General features: G+C 64.5%; 16 protein-coding genes and 2 pseudogenes. 7 read left to right on the forward strand and 11 right to left on the reverse strand.

Annotated elements, in window-relative coordinates; genetic code table 11:
• Positions 1-97: 97 nt before the first annotated feature.
• Complete coding sequence (locus J2S96_RS09965) at positions 98-355, forward strand: mycoredoxin (protein WP_059389319.1); 258 nt, start codon at positions 98-100, stop codon at positions 353-355.
• Positions 356-410: 55 nt separating this feature from the next.
• Here J2S96_RS09965 and J2S96_RS09970 read toward each other — a convergent pair whose 3' ends face one another.
• The 4 genes from J2S96_RS09970 to J2S96_RS09985 all read right to left on the reverse strand — a co-directional run bounded on the left by J2S96_RS09970 (position 411) and on the right by J2S96_RS09985 (position 2,811).
• A complete protein-coding gene (locus tag J2S96_RS09970) occupies positions 411-1,187 on the reverse strand; it encodes a lipoate--protein ligase family protein (RefSeq protein ID WP_306862518.1) in 777 nt (258 codons plus the stop codon).
• Positions 1,187-1,990, reverse strand: a complete 804-nt coding sequence (locus J2S96_RS09975) for a thioesterase family protein (protein ID WP_306862521.1) — start codon at positions 1,988-1,990, stop codon at positions 1,187-1,189. Before J2S96_RS09975 ends, J2S96_RS09970 begins: the two co-directional genes overlap by 1 nt.
• Positions 1,991-2,022: 32 nt before the next feature.
• On the reverse strand, positions 2,023-2,520 hold the full coding sequence (locus J2S96_RS09980; RefSeq protein ID WP_306862524.1) for a DedA family protein: 498 nt from the start codon (positions 2,518-2,520) through the stop codon (positions 2,023-2,025).
• A 96-nt stretch (positions 2,521-2,616) separates the two neighbouring features.
• Positions 2,617-2,811, reverse strand: coding sequence for a DUF1918 domain-containing protein (locus J2S96_RS09985; RefSeq protein WP_306862526.1), 195 nt, complete (start codon positions 2,809-2,811; stop codon positions 2,617-2,619).
• A gap of 225 nt (positions 2,812-3,036) precedes the next feature.
• On the opposite strand from J2S96_RS09985, the pseudogene J2S96_RS20185 reads away from it, so the two are divergent.
• Positions 3,037-3,546: pseudogene (locus J2S96_RS20185) on the forward strand (polysaccharide deacetylase family protein); the annotation flags it as partial.
• Between the two features lie 372 nt (positions 3,547-3,918).
• A pseudogene (locus J2S96_RS20190) lies at positions 3,919-4,509 on the forward strand (S-layer homology domain-containing protein); the annotation flags it as partial.
• On the opposite strand, the gene J2S96_RS09995 reads toward J2S96_RS20190, so the two are convergent.
• A complete protein-coding gene (locus J2S96_RS09995; protein ID WP_306862531.1) occupies positions 4,506-5,177 on the reverse strand; it encodes a DNA alkylation repair protein in 672 nt (223 codons plus the stop codon). The pseudogene J2S96_RS20190 and the gene J2S96_RS09995 overlap by 4 nt on opposite strands.
• A gap of 118 nt (positions 5,178-5,295) precedes the next feature.
• Here J2S96_RS09995 and J2S96_RS10000 point away from each other — a divergent pair, with 118 nt between their 5' ends.
• The 3 genes from J2S96_RS10000 to J2S96_RS10010 all read left to right on the forward strand — a co-directional run bounded on the left by J2S96_RS10000 (position 5,296) and on the right by J2S96_RS10010 (position 9,542).
• Positions 5,296-6,192, forward strand: a complete 897-nt coding sequence (locus J2S96_RS10000) for a ribonuclease Z (RefSeq protein WP_306862534.1) — start codon at positions 5,296-5,298, stop codon at positions 6,190-6,192.
• Between the two features lie 447 nt (positions 6,193-6,639).
• Positions 6,640-7,716 carry a PDDEXK nuclease domain-containing protein gene (locus tag J2S96_RS10005; protein ID WP_306862537.1) on the forward strand — a complete coding sequence of 359 codons (1,077 nt, stop codon included), beginning with the start codon at positions 6,640-6,642 and terminating at the stop codon, positions 7,714-7,716.
• A 53-nt stretch (positions 7,717-7,769) separates the two neighbouring features.
• Complete coding sequence (locus tag J2S96_RS10010; protein WP_306862540.1) at positions 7,770-9,542, forward strand: HNH endonuclease signature motif containing protein; 1,773 nt, start codon at positions 7,770-7,772, stop codon at positions 9,540-9,542.
• Positions 9,543-9,625: 83 nt separating this feature from the next.
• On the opposite strand, the gene J2S96_RS10015 is transcribed toward J2S96_RS10010, so the two are convergent.
• The 3 genes from J2S96_RS10015 to J2S96_RS10025 all read right to left on the reverse strand — a co-directional run bounded on the left by J2S96_RS10015 (position 9,626) and on the right by J2S96_RS10025 (position 12,866).
• Positions 9,626-11,557 carry a glycoside hydrolase family 15 protein gene (locus J2S96_RS10015; protein WP_306862543.1) on the reverse strand — a complete coding sequence of 644 codons (1,932 nt, stop codon included), beginning with the start codon at positions 11,555-11,557 and terminating at the stop codon, positions 9,626-9,628.
• A gap of 193 nt (positions 11,558-11,750) precedes the next feature.
• The gene (locus tag J2S96_RS10020; RefSeq protein WP_306862546.1) at positions 11,751-12,083 is read right to left on the reverse strand and encodes a hypothetical protein; all 333 of its coding nucleotides are present in this window, start codon (positions 12,081-12,083) and stop codon (positions 11,751-11,753) included.
• Positions 12,084-12,287: 204 nt separating this feature from the next.
• Entirely contained in the window at positions 12,288-12,866 is a 579-nt protein-coding gene (locus tag J2S96_RS10025) for a VanZ family protein (RefSeq protein WP_306862548.1), read from the reverse strand.
• Between the two features lie 216 nt (positions 12,867-13,082).
• On the opposite strand from J2S96_RS10025, the gene J2S96_RS10030 reads away from it, so the two are divergent.
• A complete protein-coding gene (locus J2S96_RS10030) occupies positions 13,083-13,823 on the forward strand; it encodes a hypothetical protein (RefSeq protein ID WP_306862551.1) in 741 nt (246 codons plus the stop codon).
• Positions 13,824-13,939: 116 nt separating this feature from the next.
• Here J2S96_RS10030 and J2S96_RS10035 read toward each other — a convergent pair whose 3' ends face one another.
• From J2S96_RS10035 to J2S96_RS10045, 3 genes are all read right to left on the reverse strand, one after another.
• Positions 13,940-14,353, reverse strand: a complete 414-nt coding sequence (locus tag J2S96_RS10035) for a VOC family protein (RefSeq protein ID WP_306862554.1) — start codon at positions 14,351-14,353, stop codon at positions 13,940-13,942.
• A 183-nt stretch (positions 14,354-14,536) separates the two neighbouring features.
• A complete protein-coding gene (locus tag J2S96_RS10040; RefSeq protein ID WP_306862557.1) occupies positions 14,537-15,088 on the reverse strand; it encodes an NAD(P)H-dependent oxidoreductase in 552 nt (183 codons plus the stop codon).
• A gap of 52 nt (positions 15,089-15,140) precedes the next feature.
• Complete coding sequence (locus J2S96_RS10045) at positions 15,141-16,142, reverse strand: alcohol dehydrogenase catalytic domain-containing protein (RefSeq protein ID WP_306862561.1); 1,002 nt, start codon at positions 16,140-16,142, stop codon at positions 15,141-15,143.
• Between the last annotated feature and the right edge of the window lie 77 nt (positions 16,143-16,219).

Raw genomic sequence — 16,219 nt, forward strand, 5'->3', positions numbered from 1 at the left:
GACACATGAGCGCGAAGGAATAGCTCCTGCCGGGTTACCGTTGACGCCAGTAGTTTAAAAACGCAGACCCGAAACACACAAAGACACAGGAGAATCCGTGGACTTCACCCCCGAATCCGGCACTATCACCATGTTCTCGACCACTTGGTGCGGTTACTGCAACCGACTGAAGAAGCAGCTGGACGCCAAGGGCATCGGCTACAACGAGATCAACATCGAAGAGGTTGAGGGCACTGCCGAACTCGTGGAGAAGCTGAACGGCGGCAACCAGACCGTCCCCACGGTCCTATTCCCGGACGGCACCGCGGCCACCAACCCGTCCGCCGCCGAGGTCGAAGCGCGCCTCGCCGCCTAACTCCGCCGGAGTCCGGGGGTCCCGCTGGAGTCCGGCGGTCCCGCTGGGTTTCCGTCTACAACGGCGCCTTGGTGCTCGTCACGGGGAGCAGGCTCCGGAACTCGCCGTCGATGAGTTCGGCGTATTCTGCGTATGCGGCGACGACGGCTTCTTCCACCGCGGGTACGTCCAGCTGCGGCAAGAGGTCGTTGGCCGCGCCGGCGGTGGCGGGGTCCCAATCCAGTCCGAGGGCTTGATAGCTGGCTGTCAGGACTTCGCGGATGGGCGCCGAGTTCTCAACGACTATCACCGAGCTGAACAGCCATCCTCCGGAGACCACCCGCTGGGCGGTGCCCACCAACTTGATCTGGTGTGTTGGAAAATCCGGGTCCAGGCCGTGGACGCTGAACTCACCCGGGCAGTATTCGCCGGGGATCTCCCCGACGGCGGCCTGCACCCCGAGGCGGCGGAGCGCGCCTGCCAAGAGCTCGCCAAAGAAGGAGAATCGGGACTTCGCCCCGGCGATCGCGTCCGTGTGCGGCTCCACATGGTCGATCACCAAAGTGCCCCGGTGGTAGGCGGCCGCCCGGCCGCCCGCCTTGCGGATCAACGGTTCGAACCCCAGGTCCTTGCATGCCTCGGACGCAGCTTGGAATCCCGGCAGCTTGGCATCGCGTTGCCCGAACGCCACGGTGGGGCGGGGTCGGTACAACCGCAGTGTTGGCCCGAGCAGCCCCCGCCGGGCACGATTGAGGAGCTCGATCCCGAAGTCCAGGTCATCGGCGACGCCGAGCGATTCTTCCTGGCGCGTCACCGTCAGCGTGCGCTGTGTTCCGGTATGGTCCGCAACCATCAGCTCTTCCTCAGCGTGAGGATCTGCTCAGCGCGGCCGAAAGGGCCACTGATGTCGTGCAGTACCGTGGACGTCAGGCCGATGCCGTCATTGCCGAAGGACACCATGTTGTCCAGGCCGAGCCACTCGCCCGCAGGTTCGCGGTACATGTGGATCTGCAGGTCAAGATTGGGAAAAATGTAGCTGTTCTTGCCAGGCGAAACGCGGGCAGCAATGCCGTTGGCCGTGTCCACGAGTCCAACGAGCCTTGCGAGGTCGAGGCTGTCCGCGGCATCGGTAAGCGGATATGCGGTGCGGATCCAGACTTTGCCCGAGCCTGCCCGGTGTCCTTCCGCGATTCGCATTTCCAAGGACCGGATGTAGCCGCCGGGCCACACACTGGCGCCGTCCCACGGCTTGCATTCGTCCGGGGCCGGCATGGCGAGGTCTTCTATGGCGGCGACGGCACTTGTATCACTCGTGGCCATGCGCCAGGCGGTGGCCCGGATCGCCACCCGTCCTGCCGCCGAGAGTTCCGCCTGAATCAGTTCAATCGTCCTGCCGGGGCGGACCGTGGCTGTGGTGATTTCGAATTCGCCGCCCGGGATCAATCCCAGGATTTCGTAGCTAAGGCGGGCCATCCGGACGTCGTCGCGGGGCTCATGGCGGAGCAGTGCATCAGCCATGAGGCCCGATGCCGGTGCCATGTGCTGCTCATGCGGATTCCACGCGCCCTGGGCGTGGATGGTTGAGCGCAACCGCCCATTCCCGAGTGCTTCATAGTAGAAGTCGCCTTCCGCGAGGTCCGGAAGCTCAATACTCAACGCCTGCCCTTTCGCCGGTCCGGTAATGGAACTCAGACCACTGTATCTTCTGGCGCCACAGCCGTCCGACGTCGACGCCAAATGACCAGACAGACGGCAAGTACGGCAAGCACGGCAACGGAGGCGGCCAGGAGAACGGCAGCCAAGGGGGAGCCCGCCATGACAGCAAGCCACGCATCTATCGCCGCCAACCCGATGGTCGCGTAGACGAAGGCCCAGATGCCCGAGCCCACGATTGCCGCAGGGAGATAGCGGCTGAGCGGCATTCTCGCAGCCCCAGCCGCCAGGTTGACGGCGGTTTGGAGTCCGATTGTCAGGAAGGTAAGTACGACGGCGTATGGGCCGAAGCGCTGTACCAGGACCTGCGCTTTGCTAACTTTGGGGCGATGCAGGGCGCGCGCAAAGCGCGTCCGCCCCATTCCCGCGGCTGCGCCGCGGCCGATCCAGTATGTCGCGTTGACGCGGACCATCACTACAGCGAAGAGCGCGATAAGAGCCACCTCAAAGGGCAGGTCCAGAATCTGATCCACGCGCGCCTCCCCGGTCTCCCTCGCCGCTAAGTTTTACCTTAGCTCAACGTGAAAGACGGCCGGCAGCTCAACGTGAAAGACGGCCAGCCGTCGCGGCTACGGCCTGCCGCCTGCGTGATCGATCGTGAAATCACCACCCGGGTACAGGATGGTCTCGTGGCCATCGTCAAATCGCACGAAATACGGCGGCGCACCATTTGCACCGCGGACTTCGATGATCTCGCCGTGCCGGTCGGATGCCCCCACCGTTCTGCCGTGAATGATGATCCGATCTCCCTGGGCTGCTTCCACAGGAATCACCTCCCAGCTTTCAGATTACGAGTGTTGGGCCGTCGTGGGAACAGGCTGTACGCACCCGATTGGCTGCCGCAGGAGGGCGTTGGTCACCCCTCACCGCTCGAACCTTGGAGCAGGCTGTGAATTCAGATTTGGGTGGTTTTTGTGTTCAACCTGTGCGACTGAAGGCGTACCCTACATTCATACGCCGCCTGGGGGCCCTCGTCTCGTGGAGGAGCCATGCGCAGACCGGATCAGCGTTTCAGGAAGCAAGGCCCACGGGTCGCCGGATTTCCTCGGATAAAAAACCCGAACAAGCACAAGCGGATCGGTGCCGTCCTGGGTGCCCTGCTGCTCACCGCGGGCGCCCTTAGCGGAGTCGCCGTTCCGGCACATGCAGCAGCAACCACCATCGTGAGTCTGACCTTCGACGACGGCAACGACAACCAGCTCGCCGCCGAACAGGTCTTGAAAGCCCATGGGCTCGTGGGAACCTTCTTCATCACCACCAGCTGGATCGGCACCCCGGGCTACCTGACCCAGGCCAATCTGCACTCCATCGCTGGTGACGGCAACGAGATCGGGGGCCACACTGTTACACACCCGGATCTGACCACGCTGACCACCGCAGCTGCCAGCGCCGAAATCTGCAACGGCAAGTCGACGCTCGAAAGCTGGGGATTCCAAGTCAGCAACTTCGCCTATCCATTTGCCGCGGAAAACGCGTCCGTTCAGACGGATGTGAAGAACTGTGGATTCGCCAGCGCACGCGGACTGGGCGATATCCGTTCCCCGGCAAGCTGCGCAAGCTGCCCGTTCGCAGAGACCCTCCCTCCGGCAAACCCCCTGGTCACCAAGGCTCCGGATGAAGTGGACAGCACATGGACCCTGCAGAATCTGGAGGACCTGGTCACCAACGCCGAGTCGACGGGCGGTTGGTTGGAGTTGACTTTCCACCACATCGCGGTCGGAACCGATCCCACCCTGACCATTAGCCCAACGCTCTTCGATACGTTCGTCACCTGGCTGGCCGCACGGACGGGCAACGGGACAACCTCCGTCCGGACCGTCGCCCAGGCCTTGGGGCAGTCGACCACGCCGCCACCCCCGCCGCCACCACCGGCGTCGAGCCCTTTTAGCGACGTCCCCAGCAATTACCCGTACTTTACCGAGATCAACTGGCTCGCAACGCAGGGGATCTCCACCGGCTGGGACGAAGGAAACGGCATCAAGACCTACCGCCCGCTGCAACCCGTGAACCGTGACGCCATGGCGGCCTTCCTGTACCGCCTGGCAGGCAGCCCGCCGTATACAGCCCCGGCAGTTTCTCCCTTCGCCGACCTGACACCACAAACTGCGTTCTACAAGGAGATCAACTGGCTCGCAACGCAGGGCATCTCCACCGGCTGGGACGAAGGAAACGGCATCAAGACCTACCGCCCGCTGCAACCCGTGAACCGTGATGCCATGGCGGCCTTCATGTACCGCATGGCAGGCAGCCCGGCCTACGCGGCTCCGGCGGCTTCCCCGTTCACCGATGTGACGCCACAGACTCCGTTCTACAAGGAGATCAACTGGCTGGCCTTCACCAGAATCTCAACCGGGTGGACTGAAGCGAACAAGACCGTGACCTTTCGGCCTGTAACTGCCGTTGCCCGGGATGCAATGGCGGCCTTCATGTACCGCTACAACACGCTTTTTCCTAAAAACTAAACTCCGTCTTCCCGGGAGCTAAGCGCGGGGAACTGCAGTTCGGGCCGATGCTTGGCCACCTCTTTCAGGATGGTGGAAACTGCATCCCGGACCACCTCGGCGTCTCCACCATCTTCGCGAGGTGCGTCGAGCGCCGCCGTGGCGTGGCGTACAAATGCGCCCCAATCGCCGCTTCCGGCACGGAGTGCCCTCAGTGGCGACATCAGGGCGGCGCGGCGCAGCCACTCGTCAGGTTCCTGCGCCCATCGATCCAGCACGCCGTCAGCACGCGCCCTGGGCTGCCCATCCAGCCGGGCGATCAACGGTCCAACAACGTCCACCGCAAGCGGATCGACTAGTTCGCGCCGCCCTCCATCGCGGACAAAACCCTCGAGGCGCGTCAAATCGGTATTGGTCAGCAGATCGACGTTCGACTGCAACAACACAATTGCCGCGAGCCGGCGTTCGAAAACGGGAACCGCCCACAATTCCGAGCTCAAGGCAGTGACCTCGTCGTGCGCGAGCCCCGAGTGGCGGCGGAGGGCGTCGCGGACAGTGCCGCGGACGGCACCGACTGAGGAGCCGTAATAACGGAGACCGCCTCCTAGCCGGGCCTGCGTATCTTCTGCGCGGATCCATGAGCTCTCCCGGCGTAAAGCCTCATCGATAAACCGGGCGGCGTCACTCATGTGAACATTCTTCCGCAACAGGTGCGCTCAGACGTACTCGCCAAACCCAAGGCAGCATGTCCTGCCCGGGGCACGCAAACGATGGGGAAAACAGCCGTGCAGTGAGACACTCGGTTTCATGCGCGAATTCGTGGTTCTCGGCACCGCTTCGCAGGTTCCCACCAGGACCCGGAACCACAACGGGTATGTGCTCCGCTGGGATGGGCAGGGCCTGCTCTTCGACCCTGGAGAAGGCACACAGCGTCAAATGATCCAGGCGGGTGTCTCGGCCAGCCAAATCACGCGCATCTGCATCACCCATGCCCACGGCGACCACTGCTTTGGGCTTCCAGGGGTGCTTTCCCGGATGGCACTGGATCGCGTTCCGCATCCGGTCCATCTGCACTATCCCGCGTCCGGCGAGGAGATGATCCGCGCGCTCGTCGCGGTGGCCTCCCCCGGCGTCGACCTCCGGCTGCATCCGCATGGGGCCGCGGGAGCCGTCGCTTCGGGCTTGGAGGTGCGCCCGCTGTTGCATCGGATCGAGACGTACGGCTACAGGGTTGCAGAACCTGACGGCCGCAGTCTCCTTCCGGAGCGGTTGGCGGCGGCCGGAATTACCGGGCGGGACATCAGCCTCCTCCAGCAGGACGGGAGCGTGGGCGGCGTGCGCCTGGACGATGTGAGCGTGCCGAGGCCCGGTCAAAGCTTTGCCTTCGTGATGGATACGGCGCCATGCGCCGGTGCGGAAGAACTCGCCGAGGGCGTCGATCTTCTCGTGGCGGAGTCCACATTCAGCGACGACGACGGCGAGCTCGCCGCCCAGTACCGCCATCTGACGGCGGGGCAAGCGGGCACATTGGCTGCCACCGCCCGCGCGGGCATGCTCATTCTCACCCATTTCTCATCACGCTACACCGACGTCGGGCTGCTCGCGCAGCAGGCCGGGGCGCGGTCCGGAGGGATCCCGGTGGTCGCGGCGAACGACTTGGACCGGATTCCCTTTCCGAAACGGCAGCGGTGGTCCAGCCGGTAAGGGCGATGCTGTCCAAGGCCGGTGGTGAGTAAGCCACCCGGAGTTTGCCGGCCGTAAAACGAGTACACTCCACTCGTTTCGGATCGCGGGAAAAGACTGTTGAATATATGTAGGAACACATTCGGCACCTCGACAGCTACCGGCCCTGACGGGACCGGAAAAGACGGGGCCGACGGCGGGAGGGCCCCTGGAGCCCGGGGCTCGGGGCTCTCTACCCCAGACGCCGCCGGCCCCCCGTTTTGGGCGTTGCCGGCCCCTCGTTTTGGACGTTGCCGGCCTGGCATCCGGAAATTCGTGCCAAGCGCCGTCCCGTGGGAAGGTCAGGGCTAGCCGTAATCCCTTTTCCGGGCAGGCATTTCCTCGGGATCAGTCCGTGTCCGGCATTACTGTCAGTGGCCGTCGATAGATTCGCGGTGAAATGACCGCCGAGAAAGGATCCGCCCCCGGATGTCCGTACCAGCTTCGTTTGAATCAGCGCCACCGAAGTCCGTCATGCCAGATTGGTATCCGGAGCTGCTGGCCTCGGTATCACATCAGATCCATTCCGGCAGGTCCAGGGCGGTCTCCGCCGCAAACCGGGAGATGCTTCTTTCCTACTGGGCCATCGGCAAGCAACTGGCACAGCGGGAATCCGAGAAGGGATGGGGAAGCAAAGTAGTCACACGGCTCTCAGCAGACGTCCGCTCAGCCTTCCCGGAGGCGAAAGGCTTCTCGCCACGAAACCTCCGTTATATGAAGTCCTTTGCGGAGGCTTGGCCGGACTTCCCAATGTTGCAACAGTCTGTTGCAACATTGCCCTGGGGCCACAATGTCATCTTGCTCGACAAGCTGGCGGACCCAGCTGACAGGGCTTGGTACGCCGACCAGGCCCTGGCCGAGGGGTGGTCGCGCAATGTTCTGGCACTTCAGATCGAAAGCAGGCTTCACGAGCGCTCCGGCAAGGCAATCACCAACTTCAAGGCGACTATGCCGCCGTCGGACTCTGATCTTGCGCAACAAGCGTTCAAGGACCCCTATGTCTTCGATTTCGTCGCGATGGCGGGCAAGCGGGACGAGCGCGACCTTGAAAGCCAGTTGATCCGGCACGTTGAAAAGTTCCTCTTGGAACTAGGCCAGGGCTTTGCGTTCGTGGGTCGGCAGGTGAGGCTCACGATCAGCAGCGACGAGTTCTTCACGGATCTGCTGTTCTACAACTTCAAACTGCGCTGCTTCGTGGTGATTGAACTGAAGGCCACCGCCTTCAAACCGGAATACCTTGGGCAAATCAACATGTACATGTCTGCCGTGGACGATCTGCTCGCGCACGCCGACGATCAGCCAACCATCGGGCTCTTGCTGTGCAAGACCAAAAACAACGTGGTGGCCGAATACGCCCTGCGCGGGTTCAACAAGCCGGTTGGCATCGCGGAATGGGAAGCCGAGATCGCGGGATCCCTGCCCGAAATCGCTTCGACATTGCCCAGCATCAGCCAGCTGGAGGCTGAGCTTTCGCAAGGCGTCAACAACCAGCGGGGATTGGTGTGAGGCAGCCCCGGCGTCTGCGCTAAATTGTCGGTGCCTCGTGTGATGCTTTGGGTATGGGGAGTAGGACCGGTTCGAGCGCAGACAACAGCGCGGGCGCGGCCAGCGGCGCGGCCTTGGATGCCATTGCCGCGTCCGTTGCCGTGCTTGCTGCCTGCATTGGCACGGGCGCGGACGGCTCCGAGTCGCCGGGCCCCACTCCCCCGGCAGACGCCGAGCCGCATGACGGCTCCGATCCGCTGCGTGACCCTGCCCTGTTGCACGGCTCCGATCCGCTGCGCCGGCTGGCGGATGCTTGTCTGGACGGCCTGGCGGAAGTAGTCCGGCTGGAAGCCCGGACCGCCGCCCTGAAAACGAAGCTGGCCGCGGACTATGTGCGGGCTGCCAGGTCCCTGGTGTCTCCGGTGGCCTCACCTCACGAGCGCACCGCCCAGGAGCTTGCACTGGTTGCCGAGGTCGCCTGCGTCCTGACCGTCAGTGAACGCACCGCCGGGGCCTTCCTGTCCGCATCCCGGGCACTGACCACGGCTCTGCCTCTGACCCTGGCCGCCCTTCAGTCCGGGGCGATCTCGTGGCAACACGCACGGATCATGGTCGAGGAAACCGAGGACCTGGAACCTGCCGGAGCCGAAGCGATGGAAGCACACTTCCTGGACCCCGAAGCACCGACCCCTGCCCGGGGCTGCCCCGCCGGGGAGCTCGTCCCGGCCCGGTTCCGCGCCAAGGCACGCACCTGGCGGGAACGCCACCACCCGGTCGGCATCGAAGAACGCCACGCGAAAAAAGTCGGGGACCGGCGGGTCGAATACCTCCCGGACCGGGACGGCATGGCGTGGCTCTCGGCGCACCTGCCTGCAGCGACCGCGGCGGGAATCTGGGAACGGACCACCGCGGCTGCCCGCGCCCTCCAAGGCCCTCACGAGACCCGGACCCTCGCCCAGCTCCGCGCCGACATCACCGCCACCTGGCTCCTTACCAACCAGGCCACCGGCACTAACACCACCGGAACACCCGGCGGCGGCTCGGGAGTGGGCGGAAGGCCCGACGGGGGCGCCGGACCAGGGCGGGCTTGTCCGGTCCCGTCCCCGAGGGCGCAGGTCCTGGTCACCGTACCCGTCCTGGCGCTGCTGGGCGCCACGGACGAACCGGCCATGCTTGACGGCTATGGGCCTATCCCGCCCTCGATCGCCCGCCGCCTGATTGCCGACGGCGCGGACTCCTTCCACCGCGTCCTGACCGACCCCCGTGACGGCGCCCCGTTGGAAATCGGACGCACCAGTTACCGCCTCACGAAGGCCCAGCGTCAATGGCTCCGGCTTCGCGACGGCAAATGCCCCTTCCCCGGCTGCAACAACCACTCCTTGGACAATGAAGCAGACCATCTCTTGGCGTGGGCCGACGGAGGCACCACCGGGATCTCCAACCTGGGCCAGCCCTGCCCCAAACACCACCGCCTCAAACACCGGACCGGATGGACGCCCACCGCGGCCAGCAAGGACCACCCGCCCGGGTGGACATCACCGTCCCGGCGGCTCTACTCCAGCGAGCACCAGGACTGGGAACCACCCCACTGGCCACCCGACACCCCAATCACGGACACGGACATGGAGAGAGACGGGGACACGCACCGAGGCACGAGCATCGGACCGGACCGAGCTACCGCACATCAGGAACACGAACTCCCGGTGGATCCGTTCCCCGACTGGCACCTGTTCACCGCCGCACACCCTTGGCCCGACGCCGACGACGCCGACCCCGCTAACGATCCGCCATGGCCAGCGCCCCTGAACGACCCCTTCCCGGAATGCGCCGCGTTCCACGACCCCTGATCGAGTTGAAACCTTCCGGGAGGTCCCGTGCCAGGAAACAGGCATTACATTACCCAGCGGCTGCCCCCGAGCTGCATAGCTGGTCAGGTGTTGCGGTGTGCCGGGGCGAAAGGCCTCACGCGGTGGGTTTCTTCGGCGCGAATGAGGTGCATGAGCGCGTTGATGAGGGCCAAGTGGGTGAACGCTTGCGGGAAGTTGCCGAGATGACGCCCACTCACCGGATCCAGCTCCTCGGCGTAGAGCCCCAGTGGACTGGCGTTGGACAGCAGGCGTTCACATAATGCTTTGGCTCGGGCCACTTCTCCGATCTCAACGAGGGCTGAGACGAGCCAAAACGAGCACATGGTGAAAGTCCCCTCATCGCCCGCGAGCCCGTCGTCGGTCTGTTCGGGGCGGTAGCGCAGGACGAGTCCGTTCCGGGTGAGTTCATCGGCGATGGCCAAAACGGTGGCACGAACGCGGGGATCACTGGCTGGCAGGAACCGGACGAGCGGGACAAGGAGCAGCGAAGCATCGAGGTTCGTGGTGCCGAAGGACTGGACAAACACTCCGCGATCGTCGACTCCGTTGCTGCAGATGTCGTCGTGGATCTCCGCCGCGACTGTGTCCCATTTACGGGCGTAATCAGCTTCGCCGTGCAACCGTGCCAACCGGGCGCCGCGATCCAGGGCGACCCAGCACATGAGCTTGGAGGAGGTGAAATGCTGCGGTTCGCCACGGACCTCCCAGATGCCGTGATCGGTGTCTCGCCAGTGGGAGGCAGCCTGCTCGACCTGGCGCAGCAGGATGGGCCATAGCGACTCGGGGAGCTGGTCACGGGACTTGGCATGGAGGTAAACGGAGTCCAGCATCGTGCCCCAAACGTCCAGCTGGCGTTGGTGGACCGCAGCGTTGCCTACGCGGACAGGCCGGGCCCCGTCGTAGCCTTCCAGACCCTCGACCACGGACTCGGGCAAGTCCCTTTCGCCCCCGATGCCGTACATAATCTGCAGCTCGTCCTCGGCGGCGACGTCGCGGATGAAGGAGAAGAAGTCGTCTGCCTCTCGGTCCAGGCCGAGCGTGTACAGCGCCCACAGCGCGAAGGTGGAGTCCCGCACCCAGGTGTATCGGTAGTCCCAGTTTCGCTCTCCCCGGGGCGTCTCGGGCAGCGACGTGGTGGCCGCGGCGATCAGCGCTCCGGTCGGCGCGTAGGTGAGCCCCTTCAACGTCAGCGCGCTGCGTTGCAGCTGCTCCCGCCAGGGGTGGTCCGGGAACTCCCCGACAGTGATCCATTGCCGCCAGAACTCGGTGGTCTGCCACTGCTTCTGGGTGGCTTCCTCCCAGGTCCTGGGTGGAGGCACCGACGCCCATGAGAGGGCGATGAACGCCTCCTCGCCCTCGGTCATCTGGCTGCGAATGATCGCGATGGGGCCCTCAATGCCCAAGCGGCGGTTGGTGGTGAGGCAGAGAACCAGATCCTCCTCGTCGCTGCTGATGGTACTGGCCTCCCCGTATCCGGGACTGACGAACTCCCATCGTGCCCGGCGTCGGCCGTAGTCGAAGACAGGCTCGCATAGGACGGACAGCTCTACGGATCCGCTGACACACCGGACGGTACGCAGCAGGCAATGCTCCGCTTCGTAGTTCGTCGGCGGGCGGCGGTATCTGCGCGCCCTCTTCTCCGTGTGGTGCCAGGGGCCCATCACCAGGGCATCCCTCACAATCATCCAGCCCGTTCTGGTCTGCCAGGTGGTCTCTAAAATGAGGCTCCCGGGCAGATAGCGGCGCGCAGCGGGCTCCCGGACGCCGTATGGCGCAACCTTGAAACCGCCCGCGGCCCGGTCGAGAATGCTGGAAAAAGCACTCGGTGAATCATGACGCGGCAGGCACATCCACTCCACCTGCCCGCTCGGGGCGATCAGGCAGTTGGCCTCACAGTCGGACAGGAACGCGTAGTCTGCGATCGGCGGGAACGGGCTCATGCCCGGCGCAGGCCGCTTCCCGCCCGCACCCCCAGATCCGCCGTCGATCATCATTCACCCAGTATGGCTCCGCGACACTGGACATGACCATGCAGCCGCGGAGAAGAACAACGGCCTGCAGCACACCGCCGATGATTGCGATCCGCGTCATAGACCGATTCTGTCCCGCGCCCCGGCATCCCGGCACCCCTTGCGATATCGGGCTCCGCGCTAACAGATTCGGAGGCGCGGGTTCCGGACCGGTCCTTCAGCCGAGTTCGCGCCAGCCGTGGCGGGTCAGCTTCAGCAACTCAGCCAGTTCGCGGCGGTTCCGATGACGGTCTGCCCGGCGCTCATCGCGCAGACCGTCTGCGTCATGGCACAGCGGGCAGCAGCAGGTCCTCGTTCCGGTGTACTGGAGTTCCCAGTGGCAGAACCCCGGGGCCATGGAGACACCCGTGTCCTCGACCCGTTTCAGGTACTCCTGGACGGTGGCAGGGAGGTCGCAGATGCCGTCCCGGTGATCGTGGACAGCAACGCGGCGCAAAGTGCCGTCCCACAGGCGGATACGAAACGGCTGGGTCTTCTCGGTACGGGACATATGACGCTCCAACACTTCTGCGGCAGCGTCCATCCCACGGGATTACGGGTAGGTCACTGCCGCCTAGATAGGTCGGCGTCACGAGGTCTGCGGAACATGAGGCCCATTTTGGCACCTGGCCAGGGCACATGACCAGCCGGCGACTGTCCGTTAGCGATCGCATCGAGGCGCCGGAGCGCCCTTTTTCGTAGTGGTGGCTTGTGCTCACATGTGCAGCCGGACGATGAAGAGGAAGTAGCACCAGACGGGCAGCGAAAGCACTGACAACACGGCAATCGCGGTCCGCACTAGGGATTGCTTGCGCAGGGTCGCCGAAAGCAGCCTGAATGTGAGGATTCCGATGATTCCTCCGACGCAGTTCAGGATCACGTCGTCGATGTCCGATGCTCCAACCGCAAACGCGCCCTGAATGATCTCTACGGCGACGCTGACCGAGGCGACCGTGAGCATGGTCAGCCATGCGCTCGCCCGAGGTCGGAACCACGATACGTAGACTCCAAGCGGGACGAAGATCAGGATGTTCCCGACGACGTTGGCGAATGCCACCCTCCCGGTCCCGGACGAGTGGCTGGACACATATTCCGCGATACTCGCGAACGGGATGAGATTTATCGAGCTCTCGGAACCCGGTGCGCGAGAGAAGAGAAGCAACCTTAAGAGGAAGGCCGCGTAGAGAACGACGGCGGCGAAGATGGCCACGGTCTCCGCCTTCGCCCGTTTCGTGGTCAATCGCCAGCCCGGCACATCATCCGTGGCTGCGGTGGGTTGCGGTTGTACATCCATCCGGACGGACGTTACAGAGGGAACCTGTCGTGTTCCTGTGAAACCTGGAGTCGACACCGCCGCCGTAGGGAAAATCCTCCACCCTATTCCCTACGGAGGAACCAGAAAACAGGGAGACCTCTTTCAGTTATCGCCCAGCATCGGCTCGTACAGTAGTTGCGGGTCGGAAACACCCCGGCCCGCAAACGATTCGAAAGCGGAAGGAAATAGGTAGAAATGCCGACAACCCCCACATTGAAGACCCGCCTCGGCGTAGGAGCAGCAGCGGTCATCGCTGCCGGCGCCATTGCCACCGTGGGCATCAGTGCCGCCTCAGCATCCCCCACGTCTCCGTCCCCCTCGGCGACGTCAACGGCTACCCCGTCCTCCCAAGCCAAGACAGGCGCCCGCGCCGGCATGTCCGGCGTCGGGGCTTTCCTGCACATCCAGGCGAACAGCCCGCAGGCTGCAGGTGACCGCGCAGCGAAGGCCGCTACCGCCCTGGTGAATCACCCGCAGGTATTCGCCAAACTCCCCGCCGCGCTGCAGGCGGATGTGAACGCCCTCAAGGCTGCCGCACCGGCTGACCGGGTGGCCGCGGCCTACAAGATCAAGACCACGGCCCTGTCCGGCGGGTACGGCGCAGACATCCAGAAGCGCGCCGAAGCTGCCGAGAAGAACGCGACCGGCTCCGCCGGCCTGCGCTCGGAACTGCGCAAGGCTTTCAGCTCGGCCAACCCGGGCGCCGGATTCCAGAAGGTCGCCGACCAGGTCATCAGCCACCCGAAGCTTCTCGCGAAGCTCCCTGCCAACCTGCAGGCTGACCTGAAGACCCTCAAGGCGGCAGCGCCGGCCGACTTGGACGCCCAGGCCAAAAAGATCAAGGACACCGCGCTGAACGGCGGATACGGTGCCCAGATCCAGAAGGCTGCCGAGGCTCTCGAAAAGAAAGCGGCGGCCGCGGCACCGACTGCATAACAGCATCCTTTATTCCGGCAGAGGCCGGGGAGTATTCCGGCAGAGGCCGGGCAGCCCCTGTGGTTGCCCGGCCTCTGCTTACCCGGAGCGGGAAGCTCGGGGATTTCATGCTCGCGTTAGCCTACGAAGATGCAGAACGGATGACCGGCCGGATCGGCGTAGACGAACAGCGGCTCATTCGGATCCTCCGAACGATCAAAGCGGAGCTCGGCCCCTAATGCCAGTGCCCTGGAGTGTTGATGTGTGAGGGCTTCCCGGTCAGGAACAGTGAAATCGAGGTGCATCTGCATTGGCACATCAGGCGAAGGCCACGTCGTCCGCTTCAAATGATCAACCTGCTGAAAAGCGAGCTTACGAACGCCCTGCGCATCAGTGAGGACAAGCCAGTCGACATCATCAGGGAAGCCCTCGGCGGCGGGCTCGTCTCCTGACCGGTACTGGAGTCCGAGAAGCTGGCGGTAGAACTCCGCCAGTCCTCGCACATCTGTAGTGTCGAGAACCGTGTGAAGTAACTGAGGAAATCCGGCCATGGGCCGAGACTAACAATGACCAGCGTCTTCCAGCCAGCGCCGCTTTGCTTCGAATGGAGGATGTAGGGCACATCAGCAGATGGATGGAGCCGAAGACTGCCCCTGCTCCCGGTCTGTCCACCAGGAGTGCTTGCATCATTCCGCTTTCCAGGACGGGCGACTTTTAGCAGTGCACTCGTGCGCTCAGGCTCGGCTCGCGCCGGCGGGGACGGCCGACAGCAGCTTCCGGTAGCGCACGGCGTGCGCGGCCAGTTCATCGTGGCTCACCCTGGGCGCGGCGTGAAGGATCAGGGGTTCCGCCATCTCCAACCCGCACAGGTGGGCGGAGGCTTCCAAGGGTCGCAGCAGTTCGGCCATAGTGAAGCGGTTGTGTCCTGTGGCCGTGTAGGACAACTCCGGGCCGCCCGTGGAGATGACCAGCTGCAGACGCTTGCCGTGCAAAGCGTCCCCGCCTGCACCGTAGGCGAAGCCGTAGGTAAGGACTTGGTTCATCCACTCCTTCAGCACGCCGGGAACGGAGTACCAGTGCCAGGGAAACTGCAGCACGATCATGTCGTGCTCCCGCAGGAGCTGCTGCTCCCGGGCGGCGTCGAATCGCCGGTCCGGGTAGATGGACCCGAGGTCCCGGACGGTTACACCGTCCAGGTCAGTGAGGGCCCCGGCGAGCTGAGCGGTGATCCGGGAGGTATTCAGGTCCGGATGGGCGACGATGACAAGGGTGCGGGGCGCGGTCATGGGCGGGCTGTGCTTCTTTCAGGGTATCTGCAGGAGGCCGGCTTGGCGGAAGTTAGTCGTTGGTGAGGACGACGCGGAAGCGTGCACGACCTGACATCATACGGTCGAAGCCTTCTGCTGCCTTCTCCAGCGGGTAGGTCTCGATCATCGGGCGAACGCCGGTCAGCGCGGCGAAGCGGAGGGTGTCTTCGGAGTCCTTCGCGGTGCCTGAAGCGTGGCCGGCGATGGTGCGGCTGCCGCCGACGAGGTCACCCGCGTTCACGGCGAGCGGTGTGTGCGGAACGCCCAGAACGACGAGCCGCCCACGGGCGCTCAGCCCCGGTACGGTGACGGACATCGCCTCGGCGTCGGTGACAGTCGCCAGAACGACGGTGGCGCCGCCGAGTCGCTTGAGTTCAGCCGCGACGTCGGTGGTGGTGCTGTCGATGTAGTGGTGTGCGCCGAGCTCCTTGGCGAAGGATTCCTTTTCGGCGCCGCGGGCGATGGCTACGGTTTCAAAGCCCATCTTCGCGGCGAACTGGACGCCGAGGTGGCCGAGGCCGCCGAGTCCCAGAACTGCGACCAGGTCTCCGGGGCGTGCGCAGCTGTGGCGGAGCCCGTTGAAGGTGGTGACGCCGGCACACATCAGGGGGGCCGCGTCGGCGAAGCTGAGTGCGTCCGGGATCAGTGCGAGGGCGTCGGCCGGGGCGACCAGGTACTCGGCGTGGCCGCCGTCGGAGGTCAGGCCGGTGGTCTTTCCGACCTTGCAGGAGATGAAGTCCCCGCGCTGGCACGATTCGCATTCGAAGCATGCCCCGCCGAACCAACCCACGCCCACGCGCTGGCCCGGTGTCCAGCGGGTGACGCCTTCGCCTACGGTCTCGACGGTTCCGGCGACCTCGTGGCCTGGTGTCCGCGGGTAGGACGAGGCGAAGCCTGCCGCGCCCATGGCGTCGCTGTGGCAGATGCCGCTCGCCGCGACCTTGATCAGGACATGCCCGCGGGGAACCTCGGGAACATCGAGCTCGACGGCCTCAAGGGAAGTGCCGGGATTGGCGAATTGGACAGCTTTCATGGTGATGGTCTCTTTCGTCGTCAGTGGCATGCGGTCGGCAGCGCCCCCCAGGATGGGGGCACGGCTGTGGTTTGGAA

Source organism: Arthrobacter bambusae (genome assembly GCF_030812595.1).
Lineage (GTDB): Bacteria > Actinomycetota > Actinomycetes > Actinomycetales > Micrococcaceae > Arthrobacter > Arthrobacter bambusae_B.

Coding starts and splice junctions, on each gene's coding strand:
- J2S96_RS10045 (WP_306862561.1), bottom strand. CDS start 16,142: ATGAAAGCTGTCCAATTCGCCAATCCCGGCACTTCCCTTGAGGCCGTC.
- J2S96_RS10000 (WP_306862534.1), top strand. CDS start 5,296: ATGCGCGAATTCGTGGTTCTCGGCACCGCTTCGCAGGTTCCCACCAGG.
- J2S96_RS10015 (WP_306862543.1), bottom strand. CDS start 11,557: ATGATGATCGACGGCGGATCTGGGGGTGCGGGCGGGAAGCGGCCTGCG.
- J2S96_RS10005 (WP_306862537.1), top strand. CDS start 6,640: ATGTCCGTACCAGCTTCGTTTGAATCAGCGCCACCGAAGTCCGTCATG.
- J2S96_RS10010 (WP_306862540.1), top strand. CDS start 7,770: ATGGGGAGTAGGACCGGTTCGAGCGCAGACAACAGCGCGGGCGCGGCC.
- J2S96_RS10025 (WP_306862548.1), bottom strand. CDS start 12,866: ATGGATGTACAACCGCAACCCACCGCAGCCACGGATGATGTGCCGGGC.
- J2S96_RS10020 (WP_306862546.1), bottom strand. CDS start 12,083: ATGTCCCGTACCGAGAAGACCCAGCCGTTTCGTATCCGCCTGTGGGAC.
- J2S96_RS10030 (WP_306862551.1), top strand. CDS start 13,083: ATGCCGACAACCCCCACATTGAAGACCCGCCTCGGCGTAGGAGCAGCA.
- J2S96_RS09995 (WP_306862531.1), bottom strand. CDS start 5,177: ATGAGTGACGCCGCCCGGTTTATCGATGAGGCTTTACGCCGGGAGAGC.
- J2S96_RS10035 (WP_306862554.1), bottom strand. CDS start 14,353: ATGGCCGGATTTCCTCAGTTACTTCACACGGTTCTCGACACTACAGAT.
- J2S96_RS10040 (WP_306862557.1), bottom strand. CDS start 15,088: ATGACCGCGCCCCGCACCCTTGTCATCGTCGCCCATCCGGACCTGAAT.
- J2S96_RS09970 (WP_306862518.1), bottom strand. CDS start 1,187: ATGGTTGCGGACCATACCGGAACACAGCGCACGCTGACGGTGACGCGC.